Origin of the sequence: Mycolicibacterium baixiangningiae, from assembly GCF_016313185.1 — a bacterium.
GTDB lineage: Bacteria > Actinomycetota > Actinomycetes > Mycobacteriales > Mycobacteriaceae > Mycobacterium > Mycobacterium baixiangningiae.
Genome location: NZ_CP066218.1, coordinates 4763557 through 4780804, shown reverse-complemented (window position 1 = coordinate 4780804; position 17248 = coordinate 4763557). Strand labels below are relative to the sequence as shown.

At 68.3% G+C, this 17248-nt stretch carries 12 protein-coding genes; 9 read left to right on the top strand and 3 right to left on the bottom strand.

The window, feature by feature from the left end; genetic code table 11:
* The first annotated feature begins 52 nt into the window (after window positions 1-52).
* Genes I7X18_RS22600 through I7X18_RS22575 form a run of 6 tightly spaced genes read left to right on the top strand, consistent with a single transcriptional unit; the run spans window position 53 to window position 9896 of the window.
* Window positions 53-1957, top strand: coding sequence for a hypothetical protein (locus I7X18_RS22600; RefSeq protein ID WP_404822817.1), 1905 nt, complete (start codon window positions 53-55; stop codon window positions 1955-1957).
* 1 nt (window position 1958) lies between these two features.
* On the top strand, window positions 1959-3482 hold the full coding sequence (locus I7X18_RS22595; RefSeq protein ID WP_193046213.1) for a hypothetical protein: 1524 nt from the start codon (window positions 1959-1961) through the stop codon (window positions 3480-3482).
* Window positions 3479-4954 (top strand): glycosyltransferase, encoded by a 1476-nt coding sequence (locus I7X18_RS22590; protein WP_193046212.1) that lies wholly within the window; start codon window positions 3479-3481, stop codon window positions 4952-4954. The genes I7X18_RS22595 and I7X18_RS22590 overlap by 4 nt, the downstream gene beginning before the upstream one ends.
* The gene (locus I7X18_RS22585) at window positions 4951-6624 is read left to right on the top strand and encodes an ArnT family glycosyltransferase (RefSeq protein ID WP_193046211.1); all 1674 of its coding nucleotides are present in this window, start codon (window positions 4951-4953) and stop codon (window positions 6622-6624) included. The genes I7X18_RS22590 and I7X18_RS22585 overlap by 4 nt, the downstream gene beginning before the upstream one ends.
* A 27-nt stretch (window positions 6625-6651) precedes the next feature.
* Window positions 6652-9003 (top strand): arylsulfatase, encoded by a 2352-nt coding sequence (locus tag I7X18_RS22580; RefSeq protein WP_193046210.1) that lies wholly within the window; start codon window positions 6652-6654, stop codon window positions 9001-9003.
* A 17-nt stretch (window positions 9004-9020) separates the two neighbouring features.
* Complete coding sequence (locus I7X18_RS22575; protein WP_193046209.1) at window positions 9021-9896, top strand: formylglycine-generating enzyme family protein; 876 nt, start codon at window positions 9021-9023, stop codon at window positions 9894-9896.
* On the opposite strand, the gene I7X18_RS22570 is transcribed toward I7X18_RS22575, so the two are convergent.
* Together I7X18_RS22570 and I7X18_RS22565 are read right to left on the bottom strand one after the other, a co-directional pair.
* Entirely contained in the window at window positions 9846-10592 is a 747-nt protein-coding gene (locus I7X18_RS22570; protein WP_193046208.1) for a YoaK family protein, read from the bottom strand. The genes I7X18_RS22575 and I7X18_RS22570 overlap by 51 nt on opposite strands.
* Window positions 10593-10598: 6 nt before the next feature.
* Window positions 10599-12191 (bottom strand): hypothetical protein, encoded by a 1593-nt coding sequence (locus tag I7X18_RS22565; protein WP_193046207.1) that lies wholly within the window; start codon window positions 12189-12191, stop codon window positions 10599-10601.
* A 298-nt stretch (window positions 12192-12489) separates the two neighbouring features.
* Here I7X18_RS22565 and I7X18_RS22560 point away from each other — a divergent pair, with 298 nt between their 5' ends.
* Window positions 12490-13890 carry an MFS transporter gene (locus I7X18_RS22560; RefSeq protein WP_193046206.1) on the top strand — a complete coding sequence of 467 codons (1401 nt, stop codon included), beginning with the start codon at window positions 12490-12492 and terminating at the stop codon, window positions 13888-13890.
* A gap of 2 nt (window positions 13891-13892) precedes the next feature.
* Here I7X18_RS22560 and I7X18_RS22555 read toward each other — a convergent pair whose 3' ends face one another.
* Complete coding sequence (locus I7X18_RS22555; protein WP_193046205.1) at window positions 13893-15578, bottom strand: PucR family transcriptional regulator; 1686 nt, start codon at window positions 15576-15578, stop codon at window positions 13893-13895.
* Between the two features lie 215 nt (window positions 15579-15793).
* Between I7X18_RS22555 and I7X18_RS22550 the strand changes: the two genes are divergently transcribed.
* Window positions 15794-16243, top strand: coding sequence for a GlcG/HbpS family heme-binding protein (locus I7X18_RS22550; protein ID WP_193046204.1), 450 nt, complete (start codon window positions 15794-15796; stop codon window positions 16241-16243).
* A 234-nt stretch (window positions 16244-16477) separates the two neighbouring features.
* Entirely contained in the window at window positions 16478-17197 is a 720-nt protein-coding gene (locus tag I7X18_RS22545; protein WP_193046203.1) for an iron-containing redox enzyme family protein, read from the top strand.
* The last annotated feature ends 51 nt before the right edge of the window (window positions 17198-17248 follow it).

Genomic DNA, 17248 nt, shown 5'->3' with positions numbered 1-17248 from the left:
ATGCATCTAACATTGAATTGTGCAGACAACGGGGGGCCGGCTAGCCGCGGTCATGAGCGTGCTGGCGCTGCTTTTCTGGGGAGTGCCGCCGGTCGCGAAGGGGGTTCCCGGCGACGGCGCGCTGGTCGGCGCGCCCACCCTGACCCTCGCTGAACTCGGCTCCGGCGGCCCCCTCCAGTTCTACGGCCAGACCGGCACCACGACGCTGACGTTCCCGGTGCCCCCCGGGCTCACGCCGGCCACCCTGAATGCGACGTTCGAGCTTCCGGTCTTCCTGCGTTCAGCGGCTATCACCGTCGTTCAGGACCAGCGCACGATCGCCCAGCTGGAGTTGCCCCTGGTGCCGCGCGGACCGGTCCAGATTCCGCTGGCGGGTGCCGATGTCGACGACAACGCCGTGACGGTGACGATCCACAGTTATCTGCTGCCTCTCGAGGGATACTGCCTGGACCCGACGAATCCGCTGCAGCTCGTCGACGGATCGATCAGCTTCACCGGCACGGAGTCGGTGCCGTCCGCCGTGGCCGATTTCCTGCCACCGGTGCTGCGGACGTTGACCATCGCCATCCCGCGTAACCCGTCGCAGGCCGAATCCGATGCGGCGGTGCGGGTGGGTACGGCGGTGGCGGCCCGCTACCGGGCGCAGAACACCGGCATAGCCGTCACCGCGCTGGCCGATGACGAATCCATGCCCGCCATCGAGTCGGCGCCGCTCGAGCGCCAGGTGGTGATCCGGGAGGGCCCCGACAGCGGTCTGTCCCTGCAGGGCGGCCCCGGAGTGCCGGTCCTGACGATCTCCGGTCCGGCCGCCGAACTGATCAACCAGACCCGGTTGCTCGCCAGTGACCTGCTGCGGGTGGCAGTGAGCTCCGAAGCCGTGGTGGGAGCGTTGAGAGGCAGTCCCCAACTGCCGGGCGACACCACGACGCTGAGGGAGCTCGGCGAGCCCGGTGCCACCGCGGAGTCGCTGTCACCGCAGGTGATCGTCGGCATCGACCAAACCCGACTGGGGCGGTCCGCGCGTGGTATCCGCGTTCACCTCATGGGCTCCTACACTCCGGTGCCGGAGAACATCGGGGCGCAGATCGTGGTCAGAACGGGCGGCGAGACGATCGACCGGTGGGCCAGCGACGCCGATGGGCGCATCGATCGATGGGTCGACATCCCCGACCGTCTGCTGCAACGATTCACCAGCCTCGAGGTCGCGGTGGACATCACCGGCAACACCGGCCGCTGCGGCGAATTCCAGCCGATCACCCTGACCATCGACGGGGAAAGCGTGGTGCAGAGCAGTCCGGCCAACCCACCCGTCCCCGCAGGCTTCCAGTCATTGCCGCAGGCGATGATGCCGCGGGTCGAAATCGGCCTGGGCGCAGAGCGATTCGCCGACACGGCACGCGCGGTGTCCATCATGGCGGGGCTGCAACGACTCAGCGCACTGCCGATCGACACCGCTGTGGTCGACCTGCAGCAGGCGATCGACGGCGGTAACGCCGCGGTTCTGATAGCCGCCGACGGCTGGGACCGCGACGATATCGCTCTGCCGGTGAGTTCCGCCGACGAGGAGCTCACCGTCGAGGCCGTCAACGCCGCCGGTGAGCCGGTCACCCTGCGCATCGAACCGGCCGTCGGCTTCGCCTCCTTGCAGACTGTGTTCGATGATGACCGCACCCTGTTGATCGCCACCTCCAACGGTGCCCCGCGCCAACTCGACCAGTTGCTTCGGTGGCTGGACGACGATCCCCAGCGCTGGTCGCGGCTGGACGGCAACGCCGTGATCTCCGCGCCGGGCCGTGCACCGGCGGTGGTGCCGACGGCCCCGGTGGATCAGGCCCCGTCGGATACCGGCGGGGAACCGACCTGGCTCCTGTGGGTCGGGGCGGCCGTCGTCGTGGTCGCCGGCGTCGGTGCGGCATCGCTGCTCGTTCGACGCGCGCGCGGGGCGAAGGGCGGCTGAGGTGGTCGCACCGGTTCAAACACCCGCCGAAGAAACGCCACCGAAGCGGTGGCTGGCCGGGCGTCCGGTGCTGGGACGGCTACTGCGCTGGGCCTTCATCGCTGCGGTGACCGTCCTGGCTTTCCATGGACCGCTCGAGGTGTTGATCGGCAGCACGTTCGGTGCCGGAGTCAACGGCTACACCTGGGTGATTCCACTCGCCGGCATCATGGCGGCGCAGGGAGTGGCGCACCGCAGCCGCCGCGAGCGGTCCATCCACGACAGGCAGACCGACGTGATCGTCGGGGTGATGGGTCTGTCGCTGGCCCTGATGGTGCAGGGCGTCCTGCTGCCGCGGTACACCGATTTCTTCTCGCTCCTGAGACTCGACCTGGCGGCGATGCTGCTGTTCGTGATCAGTGCCGGCGTCATGCTTTTCGGTCTGCGTGCGGTCACCCGGTTCCGATGGGTGTGGGCGATGATGCTGCTGGCGCTGCCGCTGCCGTACCACCTCACGGTGATCGTGCTGGGCGGCGGAAAGGTGGCCGCCGGTATCACCGCCCTGTTGATCGTCGGGGCCGCCGCCGCAATCGCATTCGGATTCGACCGAACCATCGCGATGCTGGCGGCGATCGGCGCATGGGGTTTCGGTGTGGCGTACCTCGTGGTGCTGTGGGTGTTCTTTCCCGACGCGCCGCTGCTGGTGTACCAGCTCAACCCCTCATTGACCTCGATCGCCGCGGTGAGCCTGCTGATGGTCCTGATCTCCCGACGTGGGCCGTCCCGGGGTCCGGTTCAACACTCCGAACCGCTTGCAGCCAAGGATGTTTGGTGGGGATGTGCGGTTGTGCTCGCGGTAGGGCTGGTGCTGGCCGTGCTGCCGCTGCCGCCCGGCTCCCGGCTCCCGGCCCTGCCGCAGTTCGACGGTTTGGCGTTCGGCGCACCCTTGGTGGCTCCGCACGGTTGGCACGTCACCGAGACCACCGAGTACGACTTCGTCAAACGCCTGTACGGGCGGAACGCGACGCTGGTACGGCAGAAGATGGTCGCCGACGTCGGAAATCCCAACTGGGACAAGTTCAGCCGGCCCCGCACCGTCGTGGTCGATTGTGTCAGCACGGATTGGCCGTTGTCGCTGGAGGTGTATCCGCCCGGGCTGCTCTTCGATGTCTCCGAGCGGCTCAGTGCGCGCAGATCGGTGGACCTGGGACACGGCGTGGCGGGTGAACTCCTCACCGCGGTCGACGACCACCTGCTGCTGACCTGGAATGTGCTGGAGTTCGAGTGGCGGGACGCGGATTTCGCGCAACGGATACTCGTCAGCTCCGTCGACAACCATGAACCCGACGCGCACTTCCCGCCGCCCAACGGCGCCATCTGGAAGACCCTCTACAAACTGCTCGCCGTGCTCTTCCGCGGCAACTCGGTAGCCGTCGACGAGACCTCCTCCTACGAGGATGCGGACCTGCTGACCACGTTCGGTCGCGACCTGGTCGAGGCACAGCTGCAGGCCGTCGAGCGGCGCGAAACACGGGTACCCCGATGATCTCTGGGCGCAGCCGCCTCGAACGCCTGGCTCCGGCCGACGAGGCGCAGGTCCTGGACCAGGCCGTCAACGGGCTGCTCAGACAGGACCCGTCGCGGTCGGCCGCTCTGCCGCTGATGGGTTGGCAACGGCCGGCGCTGTGGGGCGTCCTGCTCACGTCGGTGGTCTGCGGAGTGCTGTGGCCGACGACGACCATCGTCGCGGCGGTCGCACTGTGTACGGCGGCGTACGTCTTCACCCTGGTCGACCGCGTGATGATCTTCCGGCAGGGCCTGGCCGCGAGTGCCATCGTCGTCCCCGACGAGGAGGCTCGTGCGATCCCCGACGCCGAACTCCCGCCCTACACGATCCTGGTCCCGGCCTACCACGAACCGGAAGTCGTCGGGGATCTGATCGCGGCGATGGGCGCCATGGAATACCCACGGTCCAAGCTTCAGGTGCTGCTGTTGCTCGAGGCCGACGACCAGGCGACGATCGACGCGGCACGGCAGTACGCCGATGCGGATTTCATCGAGATGGTGCTGATACCTCCGGCGCAACCGCGGACGAAACCCAAGGCGTGCAACTACGGTCTGCATTTCGCGACCGGTGACATCGTCACCATCTACGACGCCGAGGACCGGCCCGACCCGCTGCAGTTGCGGCGGGTCGTCTCGGTGTTCCGGAGCTCACCCGACGACATCGTGTGCGTCCAGGCCAGGCTCGCGTTCTACAACGGGCACCAGAACCTGCTGACGGGATGGTTCACCGCGGAGTACGGCCTGTGGTTCGGCTTCCTGCTGCCCGGCATGATGCGAACGGGCACACCGATTCCCCTGGGCGGCACGTCCAACCATCTGCTGACCCGCGTCCTGGACACGATCGGTGCGTGGGATCCGCACAACGTCACCGAGGACGCCGACCTCGGCCTGCGGATCGCGGCGAACGGATATGAGACCGCGGTCGTCGAGTCCACGACTCTGGAAGAGGCCAACAGCGACTCGATCAACTGGATTCGCCAGCGATCCCGTTGGTACAAGGGCTATCTGCAGACGTGGCTGGTGGAGATGCGCCGGCCCCGCGCACTGATGCGCATGCTCGGCGTGCGCGCGTTCATCCGGTTCAACCTGATCCTGGGCGGCACACCGGTCATCGCGGTACTCAACCTCTTCTTCTGGCTGATCACCCTGCTCTGGTTCCTCGGCCATCCCGCGGCCGTCAGCGCGATGTTCCCGGCGTACGTCTACTTCCCGGCGCTGCTGTGCCTGGTGCTGGGGAACCTCGCGACGATCTACATGAACCTGGTGGCGCTGCGTGAGGACGACCGATCGGATCTGCTGGTGCCCGCGCTCACCGTGCCGGCGTTCTGGGTGATGATGAGCGTCGCCGCTGCCAAGGGCCTCTACCAGCTGATCCGGAGTCCGTCGTACTGGGAGAAGACGGTTCACGGCCTGGTCGTCGACGCACCCGCCGAGACTCCCGCCGGTCGATGAGAACCGTCTCCGATCGCCGGCTGAAGGTCATCGTCTTCGTCCTGGCCTTCGCGGTGTACGCGGCGGTCGGTTACTGGCTTCAGGTGCGGCACGGCTTCATCCTCGGTGACGCGCTGTCCCGCGCCTCCGCGGCGCAGAGCGTTCTGTTCAGCCGCGACCCACATCTGGCCGCGATCGGTTTCATCTTCACCCCGTTGACCGCGATGGCGCAGATTCCCATGATCGCGCTGTCGCCCGTGTGGCCGGACTTCGCCGAACGCGCCTTCTCCGGAAGCCTCATGTCGGCGGCGTTCATGGCCGGTGCGGTGGTGCAGATCCTCTCCACGGGGAGCGACCGCGGCCTGTCGCGCCGCTACGTCCTCGTCATCACCGCCATCTTCGCCCTGAACCCGATGATCGTCTTCTACGGTTCGAACGGAATGAGTGAGGCGCCCTTCGTCTTCTTCGTCACCTGGGCGGTGCGCCGGCTGATGATGTGGATGGTCGACGACGACGTGCACCACCTGATCGCCGCCGGCGGGATCGCGATGGGCCTGGCCTACCTCACCCGCTATGACGCGGTGGCGTGTGTTGCGGCGGCCGCGTTACTGGTCGGTGTGACCACCTATCGGCGGGCTCGCATCCCACCCCGGTTCCGGCGGGCGCTGCTCGACGTCCTGTTGGTCAGTGGACCCGGACTGGCGGCGTTGGTCGGCTGGGCGGTTGCGAGTTGGCTGATCACCGGTGAAGCCTTCACCCAGTTCACCTCGCAGTACGGCAACACCGCGATCCTCAGGCAGTCCGGCGGCGGGACGTCGGACTTCGGTGCCGGACTGGTCTTCTCGGTGGCGTCCATGACACTGCTGGCGCCCACCCTGATACCGCTGGTGGTGTGGGCCGGGTTCATGCGCTGGCGCCGGCCGAACTGGGGAATGCTGCTGGCGCCGATCGTGATCTTCGGTGCGACGCTGGCGTTCCAGGCGCTGACCTACGCCACGGGTGAGACGTTCCCGTTCCTGCGGTTCTACATCGTGGCGATCCCCTTCGCCGCCTGTATGGCACTGGTGGCCGTACCCGACGGCGGGTTCGCCGTACCCAAGCGGCGCGGCCGCTACGCCCCGAAATCCGCGCAGACGCCGACGACACGGTCGCTGCGCGGTGGCTACCTTGCCGCGGCGGCATTCGCCGTCAGCGTGCCGGTGGCGGGTTGGGGGATGAGCCTGCCGATGTACGCGCCGCAGGAGTTCGCATTGGCGGCGGTTCTGGACCCCGACCCGGACAGCGTGAGCCCGGCCAAGGCCGACCAGCGTCGCGTCGCCGCCACCTTCTCCACCGAGCGCCAACTCGCGAGATACCTCGACCGCTTACAGCTGCCGGAAAGCTCCATCATCGCCGACACGATGTACGGGTTCGCCGTCATCGTGGCATCCGACAGACCGAAAACCTTTGTGGTGCCCTCGGATGCAGATTTTGTGCGGCTCCTCAACGACCCGTCGGGCCGGGGCGTGCGCTATCTGCTCGCCGTGCCCAATACCGGGCGTGGGGTGGCCGACGCGCTCAACCTGCGCTATCCCACCCTGTACGAAACCGGCTCGGACGTCGCGACCCTCGAACTCGAGATACCGAACCAGGGGGAGAACCAGCCGACCTATCGGCTCTACCGGGTGAACGAGCCGCTACCGCAGAAATGACCGCTGTGACCGGTGTAGTCTCCGGCGATGGCGACGGAATTCAACGGCAGGATCGAGTTGGACATCCGCGATTCGGAGCCGGACTGGGGTCCCTACGCCGCACCGACCGCACCCGAGGGCGCCCCCAACGTTCTCTACCTCGTCTGGGACGACACCGGCATCGCGACGTGGGACTGCTTCGGCGGGCTGGTGGAGATGCCGGCGATGAGCCGCATCGCCGAACGCGGTGTGCGGCTGTCGCAGTTCCACACCACGGCGCTGTGCTCACCGACCCGCGCCTCGCTGCTCACCGGACGCAACGCGACGACCGTCGGGATGGCCACCATCGAGGAGTTCACCGACGGTTTCCCGAACTGCAACGGCCGCATCCCGTTCGACACCGCGCTGATCTCCGAGGTGCTGGCGGAGAACGGGTACAACACGTACTGCGTCGGCAAGTGGCATCTGACCCCGCTCGAAGAGTCGAATCTGGCTGCCACCAAACGGCACTGGCCGCTGTCGCGCGGGTTCGAACGGTTCTACGGATTCATGGGCGGCGAGACCGACCAGTGGTATCCCGAACTCGTCTACGACAACCACCCCGTCGCCCCGCCGGGAACCCCCGAGGACGGCTACCACCTGTCGAAGGACCTGGCCGACAAGACGATCGAGTTCATCCGCGACTCCAAGGTGATCGCACCGGACAAGCCGTGGTTCTCCTACGTCTGCCCCGGCGCCGGGCACGCACCGCACCATGTGTTCACGGAGTGGGCCGACCGCTATGCCGGCCGCTTCGACATGGGTTACGAGCAGTACCGCGACATCGTGCTGGAGAATCAGAAGCGCCTCGGCATCGTGCCGCCGGACACCGAGCTCTCGCCGATGAACCCCTACGCCGACGTGACGGGACCCAACGGCGAGCCGTGGCCCGCCCAGGACACCGTCCGGCCGTGGGACTCGTTGTCGGGCAACGAGAAACGTCTCTTCAGTCGGATGGCGGAGGTCTTCGCCGGCTTCCTGTCCTACACCGACGCGCAGATCGGCCGGATCCTCGATCATCTCGAGGAGACGGGTCAGCTCGACAACACCGTCATCGTGGTGATCTCCGACAACGGGGCCAGCGGCGAGGGCGGGCCCGACGGTTCGGTGAACGAGGTGAAGTTCTTCAACGGATACATCGACACCGCCGAAGAGGGGCTCAAGGCCATCGACGATCTCGGTGGCCCACACACCTACAACCACTATCCGACCGGTTGGGCGATGGCGTTCAACGCGCCCTACAAACTCTTCAAGCGTTACGCCTCGCATGAGGGCGGTATCGCCGACACCGCGATCATCTCGTGGCCCAACGGAATCGGTGCGCACGGCGAGGTCCGCGACAACTACGTCAACGTCTGCGACATCACCCCCACGGTCTACGACCTGCTCGGCATCACCGCACCCGTCACCGTCCGCGGGGTGCCGCAGAAACCGCACGACGGTGTGAGTTTCAAGGTGACACTGGACAATCCGACCGCGCCCACCGGCAAGGACACCCAGTTCTACTCGATGCTGGGCACCCGCGGGATCTGGCACAGAGGATGGTTCGCCAACACCGTGCACGCGGCGTCGCCGGCCGGCTGGTCCCATTTCGACGACGACCGGTGGGAGTTGTTCCACATCGAAGCCGACCGCGCGCAGGTGCACGACCTGGCCGGCGAACACCCCGGGAAGCTCGAGGAACTCAAGGCGCTGTGGTTCAGCGAGGCCGCGAAGTACAACGGGCTGCCGCTGGGCGATCTCAACATCTTCGACACGATCTCGCGGTTCCGGCCCAGCCTGGCCCGCGCCCGCGACGCCTACGTCTACTACCCGGGCACCGCGGATGTCGGGATGGGTGCCGTGGTGGAACTCCAAGGGCGATCGTTCGTCGTGCTGGCCGAGGTGACCGTCGAGGCCGAAGGCGCCGAAGGGGTGGTGTTCAAACACGGTGGCGCACACGGCGGTCACGTGATGTTCGTGCAGGACGGCCTGCTGCACTACGTCTACAACTTCCTCGGCGAGGCGGAACAGAAGCTGTCGTCGTCGGCGCCGATCGCCCTCGGACAGCACACGTTCGGCATCGCCTACACCCGGACCGGCACGGTCGAGGGCAGCCACACGCCCGTCGGGGACGCGGTGCTCTACATCGACGGCGACGAGGTCGCGTCGTACTCGGGCATGATGACCCACCCCGGAACATTCGGGCTGGCCGGCGCCACGCTCAGCGTCGGCCGCAACAACGGATCACCGGTGTCCCGGGACTACCGGTCACCGTTCGGCTTCACCGGAGGCGCCATCGCCCAGATCTCCTGCGACGTCTCCGGCAAGCCCTACCTCGATCTGGAACGCGACTTCGCCCGCGCCTTCGCGAGGGACTGACGGCCTACGCTCGAACCATGTCCACCGAGCTGGTCGAGCTACCCGGCGGCTCCTTCCGGATGGGCTCCACGCAGTTCTATCCCGAAGAGGTCCCGGTGCACACCGTGACCGTGGCCCCGTTCGCGATCGAACGCCACCCCGTCACCAACACGCAGTTCGCGCAGTTCGTCGACGCCTCCGGTTACGTGACGATCGCCGAACAGGCACTCGACCCCGCGATGTATCCGGGGGTTCCGCCCACCGATCTCGAGCCGGGAGCGCTGGTGTTCCGGCCGACCACCGGCCCCGTCGACCTGCGCGACTGGCGGCAGTGGTGGGCATGGTCGGCGGGTGCGTGCTGGCGCCACCCGCTGGGCCCGGACTCGAGCTGGCAGGACCGACCCGACCACCCGGTGGTCCAGGTCGCCTATCCGGACGCCGCGGCCTACGCATCGTGGGCCGGACGGGCGCTGCCCACCGAGGCGCAATGGGAGTACGCCGCCCGCGCCGGCGAAGCGACCACCTATCCCTGGGGTGACGACCCGCGTCCCGGCGGCCGCCTGATGGCCAACACCTGGCAGGGCCGATTCCCGTACCGCAACGATGGGGCGCTCGGCTGGATCGGCACCTCGCCGGTAGGAGCGTTCCCCCCCAACGACTTCGGACTCGTCGACATGATCGGCAACGTCTGGGAGTGGACGACCACGCGGTTCTCGGCGCACCATCGGCCCGACGGCGCCGTCGAATCGTGCTGCGGGCCCACCGACCCGGACCCGTCCGTCAATCAGGCCCTCAAGGGCGGCTCCCACCTGTGCGCCCCCGAGTACTGTCACCGGTACCGGGCCGCCGCGCGGTCGCCGCAGTCACAGGACAGCGCGACGACCCACATCGGCTTCCGCTGCGTCGCCCGGTGATTTCGGCGTGGTGGGTTCCGCCTGGCGCGACTGCGCCCGCCGAATTCCCGCCACGACGGCGACCGTGAGCACCGCGGCAAGCGCGAACGGCACGGCGAGGTGCACCCTCAACAGCAGTGCGCCGGCCACCGCGCCCGCGAAGATCACCAGGATCGCCCCGGCCCGCCGGTTGACCAGCCGGCCGGTGGCCGCTGCCGCCCATGTCTCGCCGGCCAGGCTGGCCAGCGTGGACGTGACGACCACGGTGGTCATGTCCTTCACTGCGAGCGCCCGGGCCACCATCGCCTGCTGGCCCATGACGGCGGCGGTGGCGGCAGCCATCACCACCTGGATCAGCGCGCCGGGGTGGTCACCGGCTGCCGCTGCGGCGGCCGTGAGGCCGATCAGTACGGCGGCTCCCGACAGCAGCAGCAGCAGGGTGATCCGATCCTGTCTGCCGGCGGCCGTCGAGACCCGCAGCGCCAGACCAGCGCCGAACGCGCCCGCGGTGAACGCGGCGAGCGCGACGGCCGGCCCCAGTACGGGCAGTTCGTCGGCCCCGGCGACGCCCATGCCCAGGATCACGATGTTGCCGGTCATGTTGCCGGTGAACACCCGGTCCAGCCCGAGGTAACCGACCGCGTCCACCACCCCGGTCACGAACGTCAACGCCATCGTGGCGGCCAGCAGCAACCTCGGCTCAGAGCGTGTCGACATCCGGCGTCAGAAGACGAAGATCGCGAACAGCGTGCACAGCACCAGGCCGGTCATCACCGGCAGGAAGCACTTGCGCGCCAACGTGAGCACCGGGACACGGGCAAAGCCGGCCACCGCGATCAGCGACGACCACGCCACCAGGGTGCCGCCACCGGACCAGATGTTACCCATCTGGCCGATCGCGGCGAGCGTTGTCGGATCCATCCCGACGGCGGGACCCAGTGCGCCGGAGAGTGATCCGGTCAGCGGCAGACCACTGAAGCCCGAGCCCTCCAGTCCGGCGATGAGGCCGACGAACAACACGGCGAACGACGTGACGAAGGGGTTGGGCGACAGGTGTGACTGTGCGGCAGTGATGAGGTCGAAGAGGAACGCCGGCCCTTTGGCGTCTTCACCGAGGCCGAGGATCTGTGCGGAGAAATCGCCGTTGCCGATGAAGAAGAAGCCCGCGATCGGCAACACGATGCCCATCGCCTTGAAGGCGAACACCAGGCCGTCGACCACGTGCCGCGACGACGTCTCGAGGAAGTTGCGCTTGTCGTTGGTGGCCGAGGCGGCGAACAGGAGCAGTGCGGCCAGGCCGCCGACGATCGCCGCGGCGTCCCCGCCCTTGAGTGGGGGGACGGCGGTGGTGAACTTGCCCAGCAGGAGGTAGACGATGAAGACGAGGTAGACGAGCGGAACCAGCATCGCGAACGCTTTGGCGGACAGCATCCTTGGGGGCGCAGTGGTGTCACTTGCGCCCTCGGAGGCGACGACGGTGGCCACGGCAAGGGCGGCCGGCGAATCGGCCAGCGGGGAACCGCCGACCGCGGCGGCGACGCGGATTCCACCGTCGCCCGGGCGGTCGGCAGACTCGGGACCGGGCGCCGGTGTGGGCTTCGGCGCGTCCTCGCGGTCCTCGGCGCCGAGCCGGTCGGCCTCGTTCTCCCATTCGATCAGTAGCTCGGGCGAGGGTTTGCGCCAGGTGCGGCGCTGGGTGACGAAGGTGATGGTCAGCGCCGTGAGGCCGACGATGAGCGACAGCACGAGCGCCTTGTCGGCGACGGCGTCCGGGTCTACGCCGGCGGCCTTCGCGGAGATGCCGGGGGCGACCTTGATGATGTAATCCGACGACAGCGCCATACCCTGTCCGGCGATTGCAATGACCATGCCCACCGAGAGTGGGCTGAGCCCGGCCCGGATGGCGACGGGGATGAGCACCGCGCCCACCAGTGGAACGGCCGGAGTGGGCCAGAAGAACAGCGAGATCACATAGGTGACGACGGCCAGCATGATGAAACTGCTTGTGCCCGTGCGCATCACCTTGCGGAACGGCGCGACCATCATCCGGTCGGCGCCCATCTGTCGCAGCGCCCCCAGCATCGCGGTCACCAGAGCGATGATGAGGAAGATGTTGAACAGTTCCTTGGCGGCGACCAGGCTGGCGTTGAAGATCGACGACAGCCCGGTGATGATGCTGCCAGAGAACGCCCACGCGGTCAGCAGGGTCGCGGTGACCGCGGGGACCACGATGTTCTTGCGCAACGCCATCGTGATCAGGATGACGACGATTCCGGCGAGGTATATCCAGTGCGCCGCGCTGAGATGAACGTCCATGAGGGGACCCTTCGTAAACTGCCTGGGGGCTGTGCAGTCGGTCCTCGAATCGTCCGCGTGCTCGTCGCCCCGGTCAACGCCAACTGTGCACAGCCGCGACCGCGTTCTCCTGTGCAATGTGCTCGGCGGATGACGGGCGCGTGTCCCGGTGTTTCCGCGCGGTAACCGCGGACGGGGCGGCGACCCAGGCGGGGGCGGCGCACGGTGTGCACACCGCTCAACCGCCGGGGCCGGCGCTGTGCACGATGACCCGGCGGGACGCTGCACCAGGCGCGGCGGCCATGGGACAGTGGGTGTGATGGCCACGCCTGCAAGCAATTTGAATCGCACGTCGACGGCGCCGCCCGGCGACGAGGACGGCGACGGCGTCGGCACCCCGCTCGCGCTGGCCGCACTGCTGGCCGGGACCCTGGTCGGCACCGTGAGCAACAACGTGGTCAACGTGCCGCTCGCCGCGATTCTCGACGACTTCGACGCTCCGCTGAGCAGCGGCGTGTTCGTGGTGGTCGGATTCCTGTTGACGTTCACCGCCACGATGCCGCTGGCCGGTTGGATCGGTGACCGTTTCGGGCGCCGGCGGATCTACTGCGCAGCGCTGCTGGGCACCGCGGTGTGCGCGGTCGGCGCCGCCACGGCGCCCTCGCTTCCGCTGTTGATCGCGTGGCGGTCGCTCGGCGGGGTGGCCGCGGCGGCGTTCGCGCCCGCGGTGATGGGTTTGATCAGCTGGATGTTCACCGAACGGCGGAGGGGCCGGGCGGTGGGCGCGTGGGCATCGGTGAACGGGCTCGGACAGGCGATTGGGCCGACCATGGGCGGTGTGGTCGCCGACATGTGGGGCTGGCGCTGGGTCTTCGTTCCGCTGATCCCGGTGGCGCTGGCCGGCTTCGCCGCCACGATGCGTCACATCCCCGCCTACCCTGGGCAGCGGATGCCGTTCGACGTCGCGGGCGCGTTCGCCCTCACGGTCGGCTCGGGTCTACTGGTGCTCGCGCTGGCCGTGATCCCGCAGCCCGGCGTCCCGCTGTGGGCGGTGCTCGCCGGCTTCGCCACCGGTCTGACGGCGCTGGTCTGGTTCGCCTGGCACTGCGCACGCGTCGCCCACCCGTTCGTGGTCGTCGGGTTGCTCGTCGAATCGCGGTTCGCCCGCAGCAGCCTGGCCGGATTCGCCCAGATGTTCTGCCTGGGCGCGACCTTGCTTGCCGTTCCGCTGTACCTGACCGGGCACGGTTTCTCGTCGTCGGCGGCCGGGTTGGTGGTGTTCGCGGTACCGGCCGCCATGGTGGTGCTCGGCCCGCTCGTCGGCCGGTGGATGGATCGGCTGCGGCCCCGCCGGGTGCTGCGCACCGGCCTGATCGTGCTGCTCGTCGCCCAGGGCGTGTTGACCGCGCTGGTCGCCCGCGAGTCCCCGGCGACGGCCGTCCTGGCCGTGAGCCTGGCGGTCACCGGCATCGGTATCGCGCTTGTGCAGACACCGGCGGCGACGGGCGCCACCCGGTCGCCTGCGGGTGCGGGCGGCACCGGCCTCGGCGTGTACAACCTGCTGCGGTTCGGAGGGTCGGCGATGGGTGCCGCCTGGGTGGCTGTTGGCCTCGAGGTCGCCGGTTACCCCGCCGTGTTCGCGGCCTCGACGGTGGTACTCGCCCTCGGTCTCGCAGGGTCGTTCGTGGGACCCGACCCGCAGGCTCCGGCCCCGCACTGACATCAGCGGAAACTGGCCTCCCGGTCGAGGGCGGCGTGCACCTCGTCGAGCAGGTCAAGGCGTACCGCCAGCCAGGCGGTGAACTGATTCTCCGGCACCTTGATGTCCATGCCGAGCATGCGCGAGATCCGCTCCAGCTTGGCCAGCATGGTGTTGCGGTGCACGTTGAGCGTGCGCGCGGTCGCGTTGACATTGCCGCCCTCGGCGAGATAGGCGATCAACGTGTCCCGCAGATCAGGACCGGAACCCAACGGGCCCAGCACTTCCCGCACCAGACGGTGCCCGTTGTCGGTGTCGGCGACCTCGGCGAGGACGGTGAAGCTGCGCAGCTCCCGGTACGACACCGCGCCGGTGCGCCGCAGCCGGCGGGCGATGCCCAGAGCGACGCGCGCCTCCCGGTAGCTCTCGCGCACCTCGGCCGCGCCGCGGGCCGGACGGCCGTAGGCCACCACCGTGGTCGCGCCGCGGCGCTGTTCGAGTTCCAGTGACATCGCCCTGGCGTAGTCGGCCATCTCGGTGGCCATGTCGTCGCCTTGTCCGGCGCGCAGCGTGCGCACCACCACGAGCACGTCGCCGATCACGGTGACGTACGCCCGGACCGACGGGTGTGGGGCGACGCTGGCCGCGTACCGCGCCAACCGCACCATGCTCGCGGCAGGGTGGTCCGCCGCACCGGGCCGCACCAGCCCCGGCGCGACGAAAACACCGAAGCGGGAGTCGAGTTCGATGTCGTGATGCTCAGCGCGCGCACGCATATCGTGTTCGCTGGCGAAACTACCGTGCACCAGTGCCTGGACGAAGTCGCCGCGGGCGCGTTCCTCGGCTTCGTCGACGCTGCGCTGGCGCAACATCTCCGAGCCGACGATGGCGGTGGCCTGCTCGGTGACGACCGCGTAGCGGGCCACGGCGTGCGCGTTCGGGCCGGTGTGGGCCCCGGTGTGGGCGATGAGCACGACGACCCAGCCCTCGAACGTCTTGCCGAGCCGGATGGGGCTGGCGACGCAGGTCCAGGCGCTGTGCTGCGGTCCGGTCACCGGCTGCACCCGGGTGTCGTGCCCGGTCCGCCGCTGGGCGGCGGGAACGTCGGCGGAGATGACGTGGCACACCGCTTCGGCCAGCGGCCCCAGCGTCTCGGGCACGAGGCCGTGCTGGGCGACGACGTTGCCGCGGGCGTCGAGCGCGAGCGCCGGATTGCTCGCCAGGTTGCTCACCTCGCGGATGAGGATCTGCAGGCCCGCGCCGCGGTGGAACAGGCCGGCCAGGGACGCGTGCACGTGCGTCGAATACCGCATGACGTGCACTTCCTGGCTCAGCGTCCGTTCGGCGAGCAACCGGTTGAGGGCCGCGAAACCCACGGGGATGCCGAGCTCGACGACGGCCAGCCCCCGGGGCAGCACGTCCAGGACGAAATCGGGCGGGACCGCACCGTCGATGAGGAGCGCGGCGGCGCCGCGCGCGCTGAGCACCGACAGGGCCGCTGCCGCGCCGATCAGCGCTTCGGGGCGCAGGTAGACCGCCACCCCGGCCAACGGGTCGGGCCGGGAGAGCACCTCACCGAGCGGCAGCACCCAGTTGAGCGCCGCGTCGAGCCGATCGGCGCCGGCGATCACCTCGGCGCCGGCGAGCAGTGTCTCGTCGAGCAGCCCGCGCACCGTCAACCGATCGGCCTCGCTGGATGTTGGTGTCATTTCGCACAACCTGGGACTCAATGAAATTCCGATGAACGTTCTCTACCGCACTCGGTGGCACCACACTATGTGCAACTTGACCCGCCCGCGCGGCGAATCGAGTCAATGTGACCGTTCCTCGGTGTCGTCGGCGTTGATAGACATACCGGCAACGGCCCGCGGAGGTTGCCGTTACAGCCCCCGAGCCGTTGGACACGCACACAAGTGGAGGCGATATGCACCGGATACACCGGATCAACCTGGACGACGCGCTGCCGCTGCTCGCGGCCGGCCGGGCCAAAGCCGAGGAGATCGGCGTGAAGCAGACGCTGTGCATCTGCGATGACGGTGGGAATGTCATTGCGCTGCACCGACTTCCCGGTGCACGACTGACCGGCGTGGACATCGCGATCGCCAAGGCGTTCACCGCGGCCGGACACGAACGGGCCACACACCTGTTCAACGAACCGCCCGGCGGGCCGGCGCTGCCCGGTAATGAGGCGTTCGGGATCAGTCACATGCTGCCCGGCAAGTTCGCTATCTTCGTCGGCGGTTTCCCGCTGGTCTTCGACGGCCAGATCGTCGGCGGCATAGGCATCAGCGGCGGCAACGGTGAACAGGACAAGGCCGTCGGCGCGGCGATTCTCGCCGAGTTCGAGGCGCTCACCGCGTCGGTCGCGCGATGACCGGTGGTGTGCAGGTTGCCCGGACGCCTCGCCGATCGCCGGTGATTGTGTCCATGGCCTGCGCACCGCGTTGTAGCTAACTTGGTTGGTGCCCACCGACTCTGGTGGGCACACCGCTCCGCAGATCCCCGCAGTGTTGCGGAACTCGTCGCGGAAAGTCAAGTGTACGAGCCGGTTTCGTCCTTCGACGCGTGCACACATCCGGCAAAGACATCCCAGGAAGGACCAACAGCGATGACCGAGCTGCTCGGGCGCGACGAATTCCGCGCCGAACTCGAGAACGCCATCAAGGGTCGTGAGGCCAAGAACGCGTCGTTCTCCAAGGCGTGGGCCGAAGGCAAACTGCAGAAGCAGCATTTCGCGCGGTGGGCCGAGAACCACTACCACTACGTCGGCCCGTTCGCCGATTACCTGGCGAACATCTACTCGAACACCCCCGACGAGTTCACGGGCGCCAAGGACTTCACCCTGCAGAACATGTACGAGGAGGAGCTCGCCGACATCCGTCATACCGATCTGCTCATCAAGTTCGGCGAGGCGTGCGGCACCACCAAGGAGCGCATCGAGAACCCGGACAACATGAACCCGATCACCCGGGGGCTGCAGGCCTGGTGCTACGCCGTCTCGCAGCGGGAACACTTCGTGGTCGCCACGGCGGCGCTGGTGGTGGGCCTTGAGTCGCAGGTGCCCAGCATCTACACCAAGCAGATCGTGCCGCTTCGCGAGGTGTACGGGTTCACCGAGGACGAGATCGAGTTCTTCGACCTGCACATCACCTCGGACGTGGTTCACGGCGAGCGCGGATATCAGATCGTCCTCGACCATGCGGACACGCCACAGCTGCAGCAGCGTTGCCTGCAGCTGGTGCGGTGGGGCGCCGAGATGCGCTTCTCCTACACCAAGGGCCTGTACGACTTCTACGTCGCGCCGGACCTGGCAACCGCCTCCGTCTAGACCTCGTGCGCCGTACCGCGGGCCGTGCGCCCGCGGTACGGACGGCGCACC